The sequence below is a fragment of the Streptomyces sp. NPDC033174 genome, from assembly GCF_055577795.1.
This window is the reverse complement of the sequence record NZ_JBVIPQ010000005.1, coordinates 384,357-401,127: the sequence shown is the minus strand read 5'-3', so window position 1 is coordinate 401,127 and position 16,771 is coordinate 384,357. Positions and strand designations below refer to the sequence as shown.

17 protein-coding genes are annotated in these 16,771 nt (G+C 70.4%); 7 read left to right on the top strand and 10 right to left on the bottom strand.

Annotated features, from left to right (window positions below):
• Positions 1-2 precede the first annotated feature (2 nt).
• Positions 3-1,286, bottom strand: a complete 1,284-nt coding sequence (locus ACZ5VC_RS18600) for an NAD(P)/FAD-dependent oxidoreductase (RefSeq protein WP_469121102.1) — start codon at positions 1,284-1,286, stop codon at positions 3-5.
• 344 nt (positions 1,287-1,630) lie between these two features.
• On the opposite strand from ACZ5VC_RS18600, the gene ctaD reads away from it, so the two are divergent.
• On the top strand, positions 1,631-3,361 hold the full coding sequence (gene ctaD, locus ACZ5VC_RS18595) for an aa3-type cytochrome oxidase subunit I (protein WP_469121101.1): 1,731 nt from the start codon (positions 1,631-1,633) through the stop codon (positions 3,359-3,361).
• Positions 3,361-3,720 (top strand): hypothetical protein, encoded by a 360-nt coding sequence (locus ACZ5VC_RS18590; RefSeq protein WP_469121100.1) that lies wholly within the window; start codon positions 3,361-3,363, stop codon positions 3,718-3,720. Before ctaD ends, ACZ5VC_RS18590 begins: the two co-directional genes overlap by 1 nt.
• On the opposite strand, the gene ACZ5VC_RS18585 is transcribed toward ACZ5VC_RS18590, so the two are convergent.
• Positions 3,714-4,043, bottom strand: a complete 330-nt coding sequence (locus ACZ5VC_RS18585) for a hypothetical protein (protein WP_469121099.1) — start codon at positions 4,041-4,043, stop codon at positions 3,714-3,716. The two genes, ACZ5VC_RS18590 and ACZ5VC_RS18585, sit on opposite strands and share 7 nt — an antisense overlap.
• A gap of 114 nt (positions 4,044-4,157) precedes the next feature.
• The gene (locus ACZ5VC_RS18580; RefSeq protein ID WP_468704027.1) at positions 4,158-4,433 is read right to left on the bottom strand and encodes an isoamylase early set domain-containing protein; all 276 of its coding nucleotides are present in this window, start codon (positions 4,431-4,433) and stop codon (positions 4,158-4,160) included.
• 259 nt (positions 4,434-4,692) lie between these two features.
• Between ACZ5VC_RS18580 and ACZ5VC_RS18575 the strand changes: the two genes are divergently transcribed.
• The gene (locus ACZ5VC_RS18575) at positions 4,693-5,391 is read left to right on the top strand and encodes a hypothetical protein (RefSeq protein WP_469121098.1); all 699 of its coding nucleotides are present in this window, start codon (positions 4,693-4,695) and stop codon (positions 5,389-5,391) included.
• A 31-nt stretch (positions 5,392-5,422) separates the two neighbouring features.
• Here the strand turns inward: ACZ5VC_RS18575 and ACZ5VC_RS18570 are convergent, their stop codons facing one another.
• Positions 5,423-6,694, bottom strand: coding sequence for a benzoate/H(+) symporter BenE family transporter (locus ACZ5VC_RS18570; protein ID WP_469121097.1), 1,272 nt, complete (start codon positions 6,692-6,694; stop codon positions 5,423-5,425).
• A 266-nt stretch (positions 6,695-6,960) separates the two neighbouring features.
• Here ACZ5VC_RS18570 and ACZ5VC_RS18565 point away from each other — a divergent pair, with 266 nt between their 5' ends.
• Both ACZ5VC_RS18565 and ACZ5VC_RS18560 read left to right on the top strand, forming a co-directional pair.
• On the top strand, positions 6,961-7,608 hold the full coding sequence (locus ACZ5VC_RS18565; protein WP_469121322.1) for a TNT domain-containing protein: 648 nt from the start codon (positions 6,961-6,963) through the stop codon (positions 7,606-7,608).
• A gap of 4 nt (positions 7,609-7,612) precedes the next feature.
• Positions 7,613-7,846, top strand: a complete 234-nt coding sequence (locus tag ACZ5VC_RS18560) for a hypothetical protein (RefSeq protein WP_469121096.1) — start codon at positions 7,613-7,615, stop codon at positions 7,844-7,846.
• 72 nt (positions 7,847-7,918) lie between these two features.
• Here ACZ5VC_RS18560 and ACZ5VC_RS18555 read toward each other — a convergent pair whose 3' ends face one another.
• Together ACZ5VC_RS18555 and ACZ5VC_RS18550 are read right to left on the bottom strand one after the other, a co-directional pair.
• A complete protein-coding gene (locus tag ACZ5VC_RS18555) occupies positions 7,919-9,133 on the bottom strand; it encodes a cytochrome P450 family protein (RefSeq protein ID WP_469121095.1) in 1,215 nt (404 codons plus the stop codon).
• A gap of 111 nt (positions 9,134-9,244) precedes the next feature.
• Positions 9,245-9,484, bottom strand: coding sequence for a hypothetical protein (locus tag ACZ5VC_RS18550; RefSeq protein ID WP_469121094.1), 240 nt, complete (start codon positions 9,482-9,484; stop codon positions 9,245-9,247).
• Between the two features lie 201 nt (positions 9,485-9,685).
• On the opposite strand from ACZ5VC_RS18550, the gene ACZ5VC_RS18545 reads away from it, so the two are divergent.
• Positions 9,686-10,081, top strand: a complete 396-nt coding sequence (locus tag ACZ5VC_RS18545; protein WP_469121093.1) for a VOC family protein — start codon at positions 9,686-9,688, stop codon at positions 10,079-10,081.
• Entirely contained in the window at positions 10,078-10,719 is a 642-nt protein-coding gene (locus ACZ5VC_RS18540) for a TetR/AcrR family transcriptional regulator (RefSeq protein ID WP_469121092.1), read from the top strand. The genes ACZ5VC_RS18545 and ACZ5VC_RS18540 overlap by 4 nt, the downstream gene beginning before the upstream one ends.
• A gap of 89 nt (positions 10,720-10,808) precedes the next feature.
• On the opposite strand, the gene ACZ5VC_RS18535 is transcribed toward ACZ5VC_RS18540, so the two are convergent.
• From ACZ5VC_RS18535 to ACZ5VC_RS18520, 4 genes are all read right to left on the bottom strand, one after another.
• The gene (locus ACZ5VC_RS18535; protein ID WP_469121091.1) at positions 10,809-11,960 is read right to left on the bottom strand and encodes an XdhC family protein; all 1,152 of its coding nucleotides are present in this window, start codon (positions 11,958-11,960) and stop codon (positions 10,809-10,811) included.
• 44 nt (positions 11,961-12,004) lie between these two features.
• Positions 12,005-13,468: an NCS2 family permease gene (locus tag ACZ5VC_RS18530; protein ID WP_468704042.1), complete on the bottom strand. Its 1,464-nt coding sequence runs from the start codon at positions 13,466-13,468 to the stop codon at positions 12,005-12,007.
• 302 nt (positions 13,469-13,770) lie between these two features.
• Positions 13,771-16,173: a xanthine dehydrogenase subunit D gene (pucD, locus tag ACZ5VC_RS18525; protein ID WP_469121090.1), complete on the bottom strand. Its 2,403-nt coding sequence runs from the start codon at positions 16,171-16,173 to the stop codon at positions 13,771-13,773.
• Between the two features lie 2 nt (positions 16,174-16,175).
• Complete coding sequence (locus ACZ5VC_RS18520; RefSeq protein WP_469121089.1) at positions 16,176-16,769, bottom strand: (2Fe-2S)-binding protein; 594 nt, start codon at positions 16,767-16,769, stop codon at positions 16,176-16,178.
• Between the last annotated feature and the right edge of the window lie 2 nt (positions 16,770-16,771).

Below are 16,771 nucleotides of genomic sequence, written 5' to 3'. Positions count from 1 at the left end.
GGTCATGACCGCGTGTGTGACAGGTGCGCGCTTCGCGCAGCCGCCCCGCGGTGCTTGATGTTGACGACCGAAGCCCTGGCCAGTGCCACGGGGTTCAGGAAGCGCAGTGGACCGATCAGACGGGACGCGAACAGATACATGTGCCGCGCCGCCGACTCGTCGCGCGCCGCCGCCGAAAACATCAGCCGCTCCAAGGCATTGAACGGACGGGCCGTGGCGAAGTCAGCGGCCAGGTACTGGTGACCGCGCAGCCGGCGCCGGTGTCTGCGTGCGTACACCGCGAGCGACCTGTCGAGGTCGCCCACACCGGTCGTGGCCGAGGCGACCGCCTCTGCCAGCCATTGCGCGGACTGCAGAGCCCACCCGCATCCCACTCCCCACAGGGGGTCGCCGGTCAGGGCGGCGTCGCCGATCAACGCGATGCCCGGTGCGGTCGGCTCGCGGCTGAGAAGCGGGTAGTTGACAGTGCCGGTGATCTTCGTGATGCGCTCGGCGGAGTCGATGGGGGGTGCCTCGGGCAGGGCGCGGACGAATGCGGAGAAGCTGCCCTCCAGGTCTTCCCGGAAGGCCGGCAGCCGCTTCTTGTCCGGGAGCACCGCGATGACCGTCACCCCGTCGTCGTTCGGAAACGCGTACGCCATGTCGGGCTCGAGGAACCAGGCGTGACCGATCCCGCCGCGCAGCGGAAGATCGCGGAAGTGCGCGAGATAGCCGAACCGCGCGTTCTCGTACTGCCGAGCGGCCACCCCGGCGAACTTCGCCACGGCCGAGTCCTTGCCATCGGCGCCGACCACCAGGCGGGCCCGGATCTCCCGCTCGCCCTGTGGTGTCGACGCGCGCACCCCTACGGTTCGGCCGGCTTCCCGGACCAGCCCGGTCACATGGTGAGCGAGGAGCAGATCGACGCCAGGGGTCTTTGCCGCATGGGACCTGATGAGCGGATCGAGGGTGCTGCGCCGAATGTTGTACGCGTACGGCAGCTCGGGGCCCGCCGGCGCGGCCCTCGGCTCTATCCATCCCCAACGGGTGTACCAACGGGCCTCGTTGCGGACCGCTCCCGCCTTCTCGAGAGCGGGGACGAGGCCGAGTTCGTCCAGCACCGGGTAGGCGTTGGCCGTGAGGGAGTGGGTGCACAGCGCCTTGTACGCTTCGGGGTCCGCGCGGCGTTCCAGCAGTGCGACGCGGACACCGCGTCGAGCGAGCAGAATCGCTGCGGCGCTGCCGGCGAGGCCGGCTCCGCCGATGACGACGTCGTAGTCGTGTCCCGCGCTCTCAGGCTTGGTCATGCGCTGATGGCCCCTTCGGGTGTGGTGCCGTTGGTGGGAGTGGTGCAGTGCCACAGCTGTCAGGAGCATGACCGATTGTCAAGAGCGGGGGACCGGGTGGTGCGTGATCCGGTCGCAGTGACCGCCTCGGCAGGTGGCGCGGCCTCCCCCGGGGCAATTGCGCGTACTTACCGATCATCCGGCAGGCGCATTACCTTTCCGCCTGTCGCCCGGTAGAAGACGTCCGCCGAGAAACGCCGTGGCTCTCCACCCGGCGTGGCGCGGTGCGCCTTAGTGTTTGGTGCCCCAGCAATCGGGTGCCCCCGGCGCCCGTCCTGCCCGTGCAGCGCGTCCCGAGGATTCGTATGGCCACATCGACCGAACCCGTCGCCCCCGTACCGGTAGCAGGCCGCGGCTTGGGAAGCGTGGTGATTTCCTGGCTCACCACGACGGACCACAAGAAGATCGGGCACCTTTATCTGGCCACCTCTTTCGCGTTCTTTCTGTTCGCCGGGCTGCTCGCGCTGATCATCCGGGCGGAGCTGGCCCGGCCCGGAATGCAACTGGTCTCGACCGAGCAGTACAACCAGGCGTTCACGCTGCACGGCACGATCATGCTGCTGCTGTTCGCCACCCCGACCTTCGTCGGTTTCGCCAATGCGATCATGCCGCTGCAGATCGGCTCGCCCGATGTCGCATTCCCGCGGCTGAACATGTTCTCGTACTGGCTGTTCCTCTTCGGCGGCCTGATCGTCGTCGGAGGTCTGTTCACCCCGCAGGGAACGGCCGACTTCGGCTGGACCGCCTACGCCCCGCTCAACAGCGGGCAACGCACCCCGTTCGTGGGCGCCGACCTGTGGGTCATGGGGCTGGCGCTCTCCGGGTTCGGCACGATTCTGGGATCCGTCAACTTCATCACGACCATCATCTGCATGCGCGCCCCGGGCATGACGATGTTCCGGATGCCGATCTTCACCTGGAACGTGCTGCTGACCTCGGTCCTTGTCCTGCTCGCCTTCCCGGTGCTGGCGGCCGCGCTGCTCGTGCTGGAGGCGGACCGACAGTTCGGCGCCCATGTGTTCGACGCCGAGAACGGCGGCGCGCTGTTGTGGCAGCACCTTTTCTGGTTCTTCGGGCATCCCGAGGTCTACATTCTGGCGCTGCCCTTCTTCGGGGTGGTCACCGAGATCCTTCCGGTGTTCTCCCGCAAGCCGCTCTTCGGATACATCGGACTCATCGGGGCCACGATCGCCATCACCGGCCTCTCGGCGACCGTGTGGGCGCACCACATGTTCGCCACCGGCGCGGTGCTGCTGCCCTTCTTCTCCTTCTTGAGTTTCCTCATCGCCGTGCCGACCGGGGTGAAGTTCTTCAACTGGATCGGCACCATGTGGAAGGGGTCGATCACGTTCGAGACCCCGATGCTGTGGGCCATCGGGTTCCTCGTCACCTTTCTCTTCGGCGGCCTGACCGGTGTCATCCTCGCGTCACCGCCGATGGACTTCCACGTCACCGACACGTATTTCGTCGTGGCCCATTTCCATTACGTGCTCTTCGGCACGATCGTCTTCGCCATGTTCGCGGGCTTCCATTTCTGGTGGCCGAAGATGACCGGGACGATGCTCGACGAGACACTCGGAAAGATTCACTTCTGGACACTCTTCGTCGGATTCCACACGACGTTTCTCGTCCAGCACTGGCTGGGCGCCGAAGGAATGCCCCGCCGGTACGCCGACTACCTGCACGCCGACGGTTTCACGGCACTGAACACGACCTCGTCGATCGGCGCGTTCCTGCTGGGCCTGTCGACCCTGCCGTTCCTCTACAACGTGTGGAAGACCGCGAAGTACGGAAAGCGCATCGACGTCGACGACCCGTGGGGGTACGGGCGATCCCTGGAGTGGGCGACCTCCTGCCCGCCGCCCCGGCACAATTTCGTCACGCTGCCCAGAATCCGCTCGGAGGCGCCCGCGTTCGACCTCCACCATCCCGAGATCACGGCACTCATGCGCGTGGAGAACCAGGGCCGCCGGGACGTCATCGAGCCGGGCAAGGGCGTGGCCTCCCCGCTCTCGGGCGACGAGGACGGCGACTGATGACCGCGCCCTCCCCGCTCGGCCGGGAGGCCGCCGCCGGTATCAACCGCATCGAGGGCTACCTGCTCTGCCAGGCGGAGCTGGGCAAAGCCCACGCGGAGGCGGAGGTCTTCGCCCGGCGCATGCCGTGGCTCACCACCGCCCAGCACGAGGAGGTTGTCCGTCTCTACGCCCAGGAGCGGGTCGCTCTGTCGAAGGAGACCCTGCGGGCGATCGGCGAGCGGTGCGCCGAGCTGCGCGGCCAGTACACCGCCCGCTATGAGGCCCTGCGCCGGCGCCTGCTGTGCCTGAGCGTCGCGGCGCTGGTCAGCGGGGCGGGACTGTGCGCGGGCGCGGCGCTGCTGGTGGGGCGCTACTGAGTCGGCTGGGGCGGCTGAGAGCTGCGGGAGGGTCTGGGCGGGGAGGGCTGATACGGCGGGACCGTGGCGCCCCCACCCCTGCGCACCGCCTCAACGATGGCGTCATGCAGGGTTCGGCTCTCCTGTTCGGACGGGCACGGTGTGGGGCTGCCCGACATCGTGAACCAGTCCGACGCGCCGCTGAACTGCACAGCGACCTGTACCTCCCCGTCCGACCAGGTGGTGTGCACGGTGAGATCACCCGTGAGCACGCCCGCCTCGTCGGTCCGCACCCCGCCCCGCCCGGCGTACACACCGGCCGTCGTCCACGATGCCCAGCTCATGCTTCCAGGCTCACACCCACGGCCCACTCCCGCTACCGCGCGGGGGCGTGGTTGCGGGAGGAGGCGGGCCGGGAGCGCGGAAAGGCGGGGCCGGGGCGAGACGGGGCCGGGTGATCAGGTGTGCAGGATGCCGTTGCGGCCGTCGTGCCCGTCGGCCTGCTCGTCGTCGAACCAGTAGTCCCCGGCCGCGAGGTACCGGAAGCCGTACTGCTGCTCGCCCGGCAGGGTGACGGTGACGGCCCGGGTCCCGTCCTCGCGCGGGGTCATGGGGTGGCTGCCGGGCTGCCAGTCGTTGAAGTCGCCGACGACGCTGACCTCTCCCACGGGCCGGTCCGCCGGAATGACGAAGGTGACCTCGGTCTGCTTCTTGCGGCGCGCACGCTCAAGCATCAGGGTTCCTTTCCCTGGGAGATATTTGGGCCAGGCTGCCCCCCGGCGCCCCCCATGTCGCGTGCGCGGGCGCGAGCGGCGCCGACGTGTCACTCGGACGGCTCCCTCGCAGAGGTCCCGAAGGGGCCTGATGATCCGTCACATGCGTGGCGCAAAGCGCACCTGTACACCCCTACTCGCCAGTCCTACTCTCAAGTCACTTTGCACCTCCTCGCACCCCCCACCCCATCGAATGCCGTTCGTTCCGAGGAGATCCCCCATGGCAATCCGCAGCTCCGGCACGCGCTCCTTACTCGCGTCGGCGGCAGGCCTCGCCGCCGCGACAGCCCTCACGCTCGGCTCCACGAGCGTCGCCAACGCCCTTGACGCGGCGGCCCCTTCGACGACCGTCGCCCCCGCCGGGCACTCCTTCGCCGTCAAGCTCACCGGGAAGGCCACCTTCACCGCCGGGTCGACGACCATGACCTGCACCGTCTCGGCGTCCCTGCCCACGACCACGAGCGCCGGCAACCGGGTGCCCGCAGCGCCCGGCAACCACAACGCCGCCGGACCCGTCACGTCGAACATCAACCCGCCGACCTTCAGTGGATGCTCGACCAACCTGGCCGGTGTCGGCGTCACCGTGACCAGCAACTCCGTCAACGGGGCCTGGAGCCTCTCGGCGCAGCACGGGGCGCCGATCGCGGCCGGACTGACCATGCCCAAGAGCGGGGTCGTGCTCAAGACCAGCGGGCTGGCGAGCTGCACGATCACCGCCTCCCCCGCCGGCCCCACCGCGGTCAACGGCGCCTGGACCAACGGGACGCCGTCCACGCTGGCCGTCTCCAACGCCCCCGTGCCGGCCACCGTGACCGGCGGGTTCTTCTGCCCGACTGGCAACCAGACGGCGACGTTCACGGCCACCTACCAGGTCGCGGACACGACCGACGCGAATCAGCAGATCACCGTCACGGACTGACACCGCTCCGGGCGCCACCCCTCCGTCGTCCTCACGCCGCGACCGGGCGCGAGGACGACGGGTCCCCGGACGTGTCCCCGGACCGGTCCTGCCCTCCGGGCCGCCCCGGCCGCCAGTGCCGCAGCGCGTACACACCGCCGCCGGCCAGCAGCCCCCAGAAGGCGCCACTGATCCCGGCGAACTGCACTCCCGACACCGTCACCACCAGCGTGACGATCGCCGCCTCCCGGTCCTCCGGCTCGGCCACCGCCCCCATCAGTGAGCTGCCGAGTGCGCCGAGGAGTGCGAGGCCCGCCACCGCCTGGATCAGGGTCGGCGGTGAGGCGCTCACGAAGGCCACGGCGGCCCCGGCCCCCAGGCCGAGCAGGATGTACGCCACGCCGGAGACGGCCGCCGCCCGGTACCGCTTACGGGGGTCGGGGCCCGCCCCCTCGTCGGCGCACAGGGCCGCGGTGATCGCCGCCAGGTTCACGGCGTGCCCGCCGAAGGGAGCGGAGAGAAGGCTGAAGCCCCCGGACCAGCTGAACAGCGGGCCCGGCCGGGGCTCGTAGCCGTTGACGTTGAGGACCGCGATGCCGGGGATGTTCTGCGACGCCATGGTGACGACGTAGAGCGGCAGGGCGATACCGATCATGGCGGCCGCCGAGAACTCCGGCCGGACCAGCACCGGTCCGGACCACAGCGGGCCGAGCTCCCCGGCGGAGACATGGGTCGTGGTGGCGATCAGTACGGCGGCCACGACCACCGCGGCCGGCACCGCGTACAGCTTCCTGAAGGCCGCGACCAGTGCCCAGGTGACGACGACGGCGAGTCCCAGCACCGGCTCCTCCCGTACCGCCTTGGCCGGGGCGAGACAGAGCGGCAGCAGGATGCCCGCCAGCATGGCGTTGGCCAGGGGCTTGGGGATCGCCGAGACCCAGCGGCCCAGCGGCTGCCAGAGGCCGGTGACCACGATCAGCGCGCCGGTGACGAGGAACGCCCCGACGGCCGCCGGGAATCCGCCGTCGGTCGCGGCGGAGCCGGCGAGCAGCGCGGCGCCGGGCGTGGACCAGGCGATGCTGATCGGCATCCGGGTGCGCAGGCTGAGGAAGACGGCACAGGCGCCCATCGCGACACAGAGCGCCATCAGCCCGGACGCCGCCTGGGCGCGTGTCGCCCCGACCTTGGCCAGTCCTTCGAGTACCACCGCGAAGGAGCTGGAGAAGCCGACGAACGCGGCGATCAGCCCGGCCGTGACCGCCCGTACGAGGTCGCCCCGGCCGTCCGTTTCCCCCGTGGTCCCGGGCGCGTGGCGCGTACTCAAGGGAGCCTCCTCCTTCTCGTGCGTTCGGGCCACATGTCTCGCGTGACCTCGGTCGCCCCAGTCTGACCGGCGGTCGGACGGGGGCGGACGCCGGGTCCACCGCCCCCGTGAAGGGACCCCGCACGCCATCGCACTCCGTCAGCGATCGACTACTGTGTGCGCCGACTTGACGGACCATCACCGCATGAGGAGATCTCCGCGTGGAGCGCAGTCGTACCGACCTGAGGATCCGTGCCGTACTCGCCGCTCTCGGCGTCACCGCCGTCATGGTGACCGCCCCGGCGGCGCAGGCCGCCGCATCCGGCCCGGCCGCACCCGCCGTCACGGGCCACGCCGCCCCGCGACCCGCGCCGCCCGAGCCGTGCACCGGCGAGTTCCAGGGTGACAAGCGGCTCGGCCCGAAGTGGCTTCCGAAGAAGTGGCAGAGGCCGGTGGGGCCGCTGCTGAACGGCTACGAGCGCACCGGATCCCTCTCCTCGCGGGACTTCCTGAAGAAGTACTGGGAGGGCCCGGCCGACAGCGGAAGCTGGAAGTATCCGCCCAACGACGGCTTCGCCGAGGTCAACGGCACCGTCGACAAGGAGCCCGAGCAGCTCGTCCCGGGCGAGCGGCTGGACCGGTTCGGCTCCGAGTACGGCTCCTATCTGGCGCCCGCCGGCGACCCGTACGCCGCGCGCGCCCTGCCCCCGCAGAACCTGAACACGCGCGACACGGCCTTCGCCTGCGACTACCACGTCTACGAGGTGAGCAAGCCGTTCGTCGTCTGGGAGGGCGGCATCGCCCCGTGGTTCGAGCAGCCCGGCGGCGGGCGGCAGATCAAGCTCGACCCGGCCTTCCTCGACCCGGGCGAGGGGCAGCGCCTGAGCGTCAAGTGGCTTCTCGACCACGGCTACCTGCGACCGGTCACCGTCTGATCCGGTGGACCGGCACGCCCTGGCCCGGGCACTGCGCGACGCCGCGGTGCCCGAGGGCCACTACTGGATCGAGGGTGTCCACGAGCCGGCGCCCCCTCCGCCGGACTTCCTCTATCTGCGCCGGGCGGCGGACGGGCGCTGGGAGACCGGCGCGTACGAGCGGGGCACGCACGAGCCGATCGCCACGCACCCGACGGAGACGGCGGCCTGCTCGCATCTGCTCGCGCTGCTGACCTGATCCGGACCGGCAGGAGGAGCGGGTGCCAGGGGTGGGGGCCAGGGGCGGGGGCCAGGGGTGGGGGCCGTGCGGTCAGGTGAGCGTGACGGGCAGTACGGCCCAGCCGTTCGCGATGAACGACTCTATGGGGCTCGCCGGACCCCGTTCCGTGTCCAGCGCCAGCCGTGGGAAGCGGGCGAAGAGGGCGGGCAGGGCGATCGCCGCCTCGAGACGGGCCAACGGCGCACCGATGCAGTAGTGGACGCCGTGGCCGAAGGCGAGGTGTTCCTTGTCGACGCGGGTGATGTCGAAGACGCCAGCGGTCTCGCCGTGGCGGCCCGGGTCGCGTCCGGTCGCGGCGTACGCGGCGAGGATGGCGTCGCCGCGCGGGATGGTGATGCCGTCGGGCAGTTCGATGTCCTCGACGGCGTAGCGCAGTGGCAGGTTGGCGACCGAGGGCGCCCAGCGCAGGGTCTCCTCGATGACCTCGTTCCAGGGGACCTCGCCCGCCAGGACCCGCGCGAGCTGGTCGGGGTGGGACAGAAGGGCGTGAACGGCGTTGCCGATGAGGTTGACGGTGGTCTCATGACCCGCGCCGATCACCAGGAGCAGGGTGTCGATGAGTTCGGTCTCGGTGAGGCTGGAGCCCTCCTCGTCGCGCGCGGCGATCAGTGCGCTGGTCATGTCCTCGCCGGGCTCCTCCCGCTTGAGGGCCACGAGTCCGGCGAGCAGGCCGTGGATCTCCTGCAGGGTGGCGAGGGCCCGGTCGGGAGTGGCCGTGGTGTCGAAGATCTCCTCGACGAGGCGGGCGGTGTCGGCCCGGCGGTCCTCCGGAAGGCCGAAGAGCTCGCAGATGACCTGCATGGGCAGGGGGTGGGCAAAGGCGGAGCGCAGTTCGGCCCGGCCGTCGGGGGCGTCGGCCATCCTGTCGAGGAGGGTGGCCGCGATCTCCTCGATGCGCGGGGCGAGCGCGTCGGTGCGGCGTTTGGTGAAGGCCGGGGAGACCAGTTTGCGCAGCCGGCGGTGGTTGGCGCCGTACGAGGTGAACATATTGGTCACGCCGACCCAGGTGTTGACCCAGCACTCCCGGTACTTGCCCTCGATCCAGGCGGGCCAGTGGAGATTGGGGTCCTTGGACACCCGGTCGTCGGCGAGGAGTTGTTTGAGCACGGTGTGACCGGTGGGCGCCCAGGCCGATATGCCGCCGGGCAGTTCGACGAGGGCGGCGGAGCCGTGGGCGCGGAGGCGGTCCGCCTCCGCGTGGAGGTCGGTACCTGCGGGGTCGAGGGCGACGGGCTGCTGGCCCATGGGTGCTCCTGCCTGTGGGGGACGGCGATGTGCTCCGCGTACGCGGAGCGAACCAACCGATCCTAGGAGAACGGCAGTTCGCGCACATGGGTGCCATGTCGGCCACAGAGGCTACGGGGCGGTCGCGCCGACGAGCGGGAGGAGTGGCGGATCGGCCAGCCGTACGAGTTCCAGCGCCTGTTCGTCGAACCACTCGCCGGCAGGCGGGTCCACGGCCCCTCGCGCCGGGTGCACCGGGGCCGGGTCGGCGGCCACGGTCCGGGCCGGGAGCAGCGCCAGGGCGAGCGACAGCACGCCGACGGAAAGCAGGGCGCCGGACAGCGCGGCCGGGAGGGTCCTCCTTCTGCACACGGGAACCGTTCTCCGGAAGAGCCGCCCGGGCCAGGCATTCTGACGTTGCGTCACTTCGGCAGAGATCGCCCGCGGGGGCGCGTTCCGCCGTTACGATCCGGACCGAGTCGTATTCGAACTCATCGGCACGCCCCATTCACCCCGACCGGGTCACACGACGCGAGCGTCACACGGCACGGTCACACGACACGGAGGATGACCATGCGGGTCAAGGACTTCGATCATCTGGTGCTCAATGTGCGGGACGTCGAGAAGGCGCTGGAGTTCTACTGCGGTCCGCTCGGCCTGGAGCCGGTGCGGGTGGAGGAGTGGCGCGCGGGCAAGGTGCCGTTCCCGTCGGTGCGGATCAACCCGCACACCATCATCGACCTGTTCTCCCGTCCCCGCGGCGAGTCGAACGTCGACCACATCTGCCTGGTCGTCGACCCGCTGGACTGGCAGGAGGTCATCGACTCCGGCACGTTCACCGTGCTGGAGGGCCCGGTCTCCCGCTTCGGCGCCCGGGGCTCGGCCCAGTCGGTCTACGTACAGGACCCGGACGGCAACACCGTGGAGCTGCGCTGGTACCCGCAGGACGTGGAGCAGGCGGAGCGGTGAGCCCGGGCGCGGCCGGCCGGCCCCGGGACCCGGCCATCGACGCCGCGGTGCTGTCGGCCACCCTCGACCTGCTGCGCGAGCACGGATACGCCGGGCTCGCGCTGGAGAAGGTGGCGGCCAGGGCAGGCACGACCAAGGCGTCCGTCCGGCGGCGCTGGCCGGTGCGTCAGAACCTGGTCATCGACGCGCTGGTCCGGATCCTCGTCACCCCTCCGGTGCCGGACAACGGCTGCACCCGCTGCGATCTGATGGAGAGCGTGCGGCTGCTCGCGGACGCGCTGCACACGCGCCTGCCGTCCGGCGTCCTCGCGCCACTGATCGCGGACTGCGCGCGCGACCCGGAGCTGCACCGGCGGCTGATCGGCGTTCTCGTCCGGCCCAGCCGTGACGCGGCGGCGATCGCGGTGCGGCGGGCCGTCGAGCGGGGCGATCTGGTGGCCGACGCGGACCCGGACCTGCTGGTGGACCTGCTGGCCTCGACCGTGTACCAGCGGGCGCTGTTCGGCGATGCCCCGGTCGGTCCGAGCGAGGCGGGGCAGCTGGTGGATCTGCTGCTGCGCGGCGTGGCGGTCGACTTCGAACGGCTGGTACGGATCAGCCGGATGCCCGACGACCAAAGGCCCGGCCACCGGCACTGACGTGCGGGTGGCCGGGCCGGGCGGACAGCGGGCCGGTACGGAAGGGGCGGCGGGCGGAGCCGTGGGGGCTCAGTACGCCCGGGGGCTGGTCAGGCCACGGACCCTATCCGGCCGGCCGGTTCCTGTCCGCCGTCGTGGTGGATCGGGGTGTGCGCGCCGGTCAGTGACACTCCACTGCCGCCGCGCCGGTTGGCGACGATCTCCGCGCCGATCGACAGAGCCGTCTCCTCCGGCGTCCGGGCGCCGAGGTCGAGCCCTATCGGCGAGCGCAGCCGGGCCAGTTCCAGCTCGGTGACGCCGATCTCACGCAGCCGCTTGTTGCGGTCCTCGTGGGTGCGGCGGGAACCCATCGCGCCGACGTAGGCGACGGGGAGCTTGAGGGCCAGTTCGAGCAGCGGGACGTCGAACTTGGCGTCATGGGTCAGGACGCACAGGACGGTACGGCCGTCCACTTGGGTGCGCTCCAGGTAGGTGTGCGGCCACTCGACGACGATCTCGTCGGCGTCGGGGAAACGCAGGGCGGTGGCGAACACCGGCCGGGCGTCGCACACGGTCACGTGGTACCCGAGGAACTTGCCCACCCGGACCAGCGCCGAGGCGAAGTCGATGGCACCGAAGACGATCATGCGGGGCGGCGGGACGCTCGACTCGACGAGGAGCGTCAGCGGCTGTCCGCAGCGCGAGCCGTCCTCGCCGATCACTACGGTTCCGGTGCGGCCGGCGTCCAGCATCGCGCGGGCCTCGCCGGCGGCGGTGCGGTCCAGCTCGGGGTGGCCTCCAAGCCCGCCCTCGTACGAGCCGTCGGTCCGCACCAGGAGCGCGCGGCCCTTCAGATCCGCGGGGCCTTCGGTGATCCGCGCGACCGCCGCCGCCTCCCCTCCGGCGGCGGCGGACAACGCGGCGGCGAACACATCCCTGGAAGGGGCGTCCGCACGTACCGGAGTGACGAGGATGTCGATGACGCCTCCGCAGGTCAGACCGACCGCGAAGGCGTCCTCGTCGCTGTAGCCGAAGCGCTCGAGGACGGTCTCGCCGTCCTCCAGCGCCTGCTGACACAGGTCGTAGACCGCGCCCTCCACACATCCGCCGGAGACCGATCCGATCGCCGTGCCGTCACTGTCGACGGCGAGCGCGGCACCGGGTTGCCTGGGCGCGCTCCCGCCGACGGCCACGACGGTGGCGACAGCGAAATCACGTCCCTGCTCGACCCACCGGTGCAGCTCTTCGGCGATGTCCAGCATCTCGGCCTCCTTGAGGGTTCTGCGGATGTGTGGAGGGCCTGGCGTCAGCCGACGCCCAGCCAGTGCTCGATGGGGTTGAGCGCGAAGAAGATCACGAAGATCGCGGTCAGACCCCACATGAAGGCGCCGACCTCGCGGGCCTTGCCCTGCGCCACCTTGATCACGACGTACGCGATGACACCGGCAGCCACGCCGGGCGTGATGCTGTACGTGAACGGCATCAGCACGACCGTCAGGAAGACCGGGATGGCGACGGAGCGGTCGCTCCAGTCGACGTGCTTGGCGTTCTGCATCATCATCGCGCCGATGACGACCAGGGCGGCGGACGCGACCTGCGGGGGCACGATCGCGGTGAGCGGGGTGAAGAAGAGACAGGCCGCGAAGAGCACACCGGTCACGGCCGAGGCGAGGCCGGTACGGGCGCCTTCGCCGACGCCGGTCGCGGACTCGACGAACACGGTCTGGCCGGAGCCGCCCGCGACGCCACCGATGGCGCCGCCGGCGCCGTCGATGAACAGGGCCTTGGACAGGCCCGGCATGCGGCCCTTGTCGTCGGCGAGGTTGGCCTCGGTGCCGACGCCGATGATGGTCGCCATGGCGTCGAAGAAGCCCGCCAGGACCAGGGTGAAGACGATGAAGCCGACGGTGATGGCGCCGACGTCGCCCCAGCCGCCGAACTCGACCTGCCCGAACAGCGAGAAGTCGGGGGTCGAGACCGCGCTGCCGTTCAGCTCCGGCGGGGACATGTTCCACGCCTTGGCGTCGAGCCCGGCCACATTGTGGACGACCACGGCGACGATGGTGCCGACGACGATGCCGATGAGGATGGCGCCGGGGACGTTGCGCGCCTGCAGCGCGAAGATCAGCAGCAGGGTGAGGCAGAAGATCAGGACGGGCCAGCCGGCGAGTTCGCCGCCGGTGCCGAGGGTGACGGGCGGGCCGAACTGGGAGCCCTTGCCCACGAAGCCGGCCTTGTAGAGGCCGATGAGGGCGATGAAGAGACCGATACCGATCGTGATGCCGTGCTTCAGCGGGAGCGGGATCGCGTTCATGATCAGCTCACGCAGACCGGTGACCACCAGGAGGCAGATCACCACGCCGTACATCACGCACATGCCCATGGCCTGCGGCCAGGTCATCTGGGGAACGACCTGCGAGGCGAGCACGCCGGAGACGCTCAGGCCGGCCGCGAGTGCCAGCGGGACCTTGCCCACGAAGCCCATGAGCAGGGTGGTCGCGGCGGCCGCGAAGGCGGTCGCGGTGATGAGGCCGGGCTGGCCGAGGACGTTGCCCGCAACGTCCTTGCCGTTGAGGATCAGGGGGTTGAGCAGGAGGATGTACGCCATCGCCATGAAGGTGGTGATGCCGCCGCGGACCTCTACCGCGACCGTGGATCCTCTTTCGGATATGTGAAAGTACCGGTCGAGCCAAGACCTGCCGGCGGGGACGTTCGAGCCGGAGCCCGCGTCTTCCGCGGTGGTCTTCGGCTCCACTGACGACTGGGTCATGGGGCCTACTCCCAAGGTTCAAAGGGGCACCCGCGTAAGACTGGGAAAGATGCGGGATTTGGGATGATGCGTGGGCTGCACGACCCGGGGGACGGCCCGAGACGAACGGGGTCAATCAGGATGAATCGGGTACTTCAGGTGATGCTGGGTACTGCGTGGGTACTGCCGGGGGGCGCTGCCCGCGGGGAACGGGGCAGTCCTGAGTTCTCCGGACGGTGCGGGCTGTGGACTTGTGACGTTCCTGGGAGGCACGCACCGTCCGGAGAGATCTGGGGTCCCTGTCGCTCGGCTTTCGCCGGGGGCTAGAGGGTGCCGGTGAGTGCCTCGGGGCGGACCGGCGTCTTGTTGAGCTCCAGCCCGGTCGCCGCCCGGATCGCCGCGAGGACGGCCGGGGTGGACGAGAGGGTCGGCGCCTCGCCGAGACCGCGAAGGCCGTACGGCGCGTTCGGGTCGGCGAGCTCCAGCACGTCGACCGGGATGGTCGGCGTGTCGAGGATCGTGGGGATCAGGTAGTCCGTGAAGGAGGGGTTGCGCACCTTCGCGGTCTTCGGGTCGACGATGATCTCCTCCATGACCGCCACGCCGAGGCCCTGGGTGGTGCCACCCTGGATCTGGCCGACGACGGAGAGCATGTTGAGCGCCTTGCCGACGTCCTGGGCGGTGGCGAGCTCGATGACCTTGACCAGGCCGAGCTCGGTGTCCACCTCCACCACCGCGCGGTGCGCGGCGAAGGTGTACTGGACGTGACCGTCGCCCTGACCGGTGACCAGGTCGAAGGCCTGCGTCGGACGGTGCCGGAACTCCAGCTCCAGGTCGACCGACTCGTCCTCCAGGACGTCCGCCAGGTCGGCGAGGACCTCGCCGCCGTCGGTAACGACCTTGCCGCCCTCGAGCAGCAGCTCGGCGGTGGCCCACGCGGGGTGGTAGGAGCCCATCTTGCGACGGCCGATCTCCAGGACCTTCTCGCGCACGGCCTCACAGGTGTTCTTCACCGCGCCACCGGTCATGTACGTCTGCCGGGAGGCGGACGTCGAACCGGCGGAGCCGACCTGGGTGTCGGCCGGGTGGATGGTCACCTGCGTGACGCCCAGTTCCGTGCGGGCGATCTGGGCGTGCACGGTGACACCGCCCTGGCCGACCTCGGCCATGGCCGTGTGGACCATCGCGACGGGCTCGCCGTTGATGACCTCGAGGCGCACCCGGGCGGTGGAGTAGTCGTCGAAGCCCTCGGAGAAGCCGACGTTCTTGATGCCGACGGCGTAGCCGACGCCGCGGACGACGCCCTCGCCGTGCGTGGTGTTGGAGAGACCACCCGGCAGCGCGCGGACGTCCGCGCCCTCACCGGCGCTCTCCCACTGGCGCTCCGGCGGCATGGGGCGGGCCTTGACCCGCCGCAGCAGCTCGGCCACCGGGGCCGGCGAGTCCACGACCTGGCCGGTCGGCATGATCGTGCCCTGCTCCATGGCGTTGAGCTGGCGGAACTCCACCGGGTCCATGCCCAGCTTCGCCGCGAGCTTGTCCATCTGGGCCTCGTAGGCGAAGCAGGCCTGGACCGCGCCGAAGCCGCGCATCGCGCCACAGGGCGGGTTGTTCGTGTAGAGCGCGATCGCCTCGATGTCGACGTCGTCGATGACGTACGGCCCCACCGAGAGGGAGGACGCGTTGCCGACGACGGCCGGGGAGGCCGAGGCGTAGGCACCGCCGTCGAGCACGATCCGGCACTTCATGTGCGTGATCTTGCCGTCCTTGGTGGCACCGTGCTCGTACCAGAGCTTCGCCGGGTGACGGTGCACATGGCCGAAGAAGGACTCGAAGCGGTTGTAGACGATCTTGACCGGCTTGCCGGTGCGCAACGCCAGCAGGCAGGCGTGGATCTGCATCGAGATGTCCTCGCGGCCACCGAAGGCACCGCCGACGCCGGAGAGCGTCATGCGCACCTTCTCCTCGGGCAGGCCGAGGACGGGGGCGATCTGCTTGAGGTCCGAGTGCAGCCACTGGGTGGCGACGTACAGGTCGACACCGCCGTCCTCGGCGGGCACGGCGAGGCCGGACTCCGGGCCGAGGAACGCCTGGTCCTGCATACCGAAGACGTACTCGCCGCTGACGATCACGTCGGCGCGCTTGGCGGCCTCGTCCGCGTTGCCGCGGATGATCGGCTGGCGGTGCACGATGTTCGGGTGCGGGACGTGACCGGAGTGGTGGTCGTCGCGGCCCGGGTGGATCAGCGGAGCGTCCTCGGCGAGGGCGGAGGCCTCGTCGGTGACGAGCGGCAGTTCCTTGTAGTCGATCTTGATCTTGGCGGCCGCGCGGCGGGCGGTCTCCGGGTGGTCGGCGGCGACCAGGGCCACCGGCTCACCGTGGTGGCGTACCCGGCCGTTGGCGAGAACGGGGGTGTCCTGGATCTCCAGGCCGTAGTTCTTCATCTCCGCCGGCAGGTCGTCGTACGTCAGGACGGCGTACACACCGGACATCGCCAGCGCCTCGGAGACGTCGATGGAGACGATCTCGGCGTGGGCGACGGTGGAGCGGAGCGTCTGGCCCCAGAGCATGTCCTCGTGCCACATGTCCGAGGAGTACGCGAACTCACCGGTGACCTTGAGGGTGCCGTCCGGGCGGAGCGTGGACTCGCCGATGCCGCCCTGGTTGTGCTTCTGGGTGACGTTGGTGGGCGTACCGGCCGGAGCGGTGCGCGTGTTCTGAGCCATGGTCAGACCGCCTCTCCCTGACGGGCGGCCGCCAGGCGGACCGCGTCGAGGATCTTCTCGTAGCCCGTGCAGCGGCAGAGGTTGCCGGAGAGGGCCTCACGGATGTCCTGGTCGGACGGGTCGCTCTGGCGCTCCAGGAGCTCGTCGGCCGCGATCAGCAGACCCGGGGTGCAGAAACCGCACTGCACGGCGCCGGCGTCGATGAACGCCTGCTGGATCGGGGAGAGCGTGGTGCCCTCGCCGGTCTGGGAGTCGCTGGGCTTGGCCTGCCACTGCTTGGCCTCGTCCAGGCTGGTGCCACAGGCACCGGTGGCGCAGCCACCACTCGGATGGGCTTCCGCGCGCTGCTGGGCGTAGTCCGCCAGGCCCTCGACGGTGACGACCTCGCGGCCCTCGACCTGTCCGGCGGCGACGAGGCAGGAACACACCGGCACGCCGTCGAGGCGGACCGTACAGGAGCCGCACTCGCCCTGCTCGCAGGCGTTCTTGGAGCCCGGGAGCCCCATACGCTCACGCAGCACGTACAGAAGGGACTCGCCCTCCCAGACGTCGTCGGCTTCCTGCTTGCGGCCGTTGACCGTGAAATTGACGCGCATGG

Excerpts from the sequence above, each read along its gene's own strand:
- ACZ5VC_RS18585 (WP_469121099.1), bottom strand. The coding sequence starts at position 4,043 with ATGAGCTGGGCATCGTGGACGACGGCCGGTGTGTACGCCGGGCGGGGC.
- ACZ5VC_RS18575 (WP_469121098.1), top strand. The coding sequence starts at position 4,693 with ATGGCAATCCGCAGCTCCGGCACGCGCTCCTTACTCGCGTCGGCGGCA.
- ACZ5VC_RS18555 (WP_469121095.1), bottom strand. The coding sequence starts at position 9,133 with ATGGGCCAGCAGCCCGTCGCCCTCGACCCCGCAGGTACCGACCTCCAC.
- ACZ5VC_RS18520 (WP_469121089.1), bottom strand. The coding sequence starts at position 16,769 with ATGCGCGTCAATTTCACGGTCAACGGCCGCAAGCAGGAAGCCGACGAC.
- ctaD (WP_469121101.1), top strand. The coding sequence starts at position 1,631 with ATGGCCACATCGACCGAACCCGTCGCCCCCGTACCGGTAGCAGGCCGC.
- ACZ5VC_RS18530 (WP_468704042.1), bottom strand. The coding sequence starts at position 13,468 with ATGACCCAGTCGTCAGTGGAGCCGAAGACCACCGCGGAAGACGCGGGC.
- ACZ5VC_RS18590 (WP_469121100.1), top strand. The coding sequence starts at position 3,361 with ATGACCGCGCCCTCCCCGCTCGGCCGGGAGGCCGCCGCCGGTATCAAC.
- ACZ5VC_RS18535 (WP_469121091.1), bottom strand. The coding sequence starts at position 11,960 with ATGCTGGACATCGCCGAAGAGCTGCACCGGTGGGTCGAGCAGGGACGT.
- ACZ5VC_RS18600 (WP_469121102.1), bottom strand. The coding sequence starts at position 1,286 with ATGACCAAGCCTGAGAGCGCGGGACACGACTACGACGTCGTCATCGGC.
- ACZ5VC_RS18580 (WP_468704027.1), bottom strand. The coding sequence starts at position 4,433 with ATGCTTGAGCGTGCGCGCCGCAAGAAGCAGACCGAGGTCACCTTCGTC.
- pucD (WP_469121090.1), bottom strand. The coding sequence starts at position 16,173 with ATGGCTCAGAACACGCGCACCGCTCCGGCCGGTACGCCCACCAACGTC.
- ACZ5VC_RS18545 (WP_469121093.1), top strand. The coding sequence starts at position 9,686 with ATGCGGGTCAAGGACTTCGATCATCTGGTGCTCAATGTGCGGGACGTC.
- ACZ5VC_RS18565 (WP_469121322.1), top strand. The coding sequence starts at position 6,961 with ATGGTGACCGCCCCGGCGGCGCAGGCCGCCGCATCCGGCCCGGCCGCA.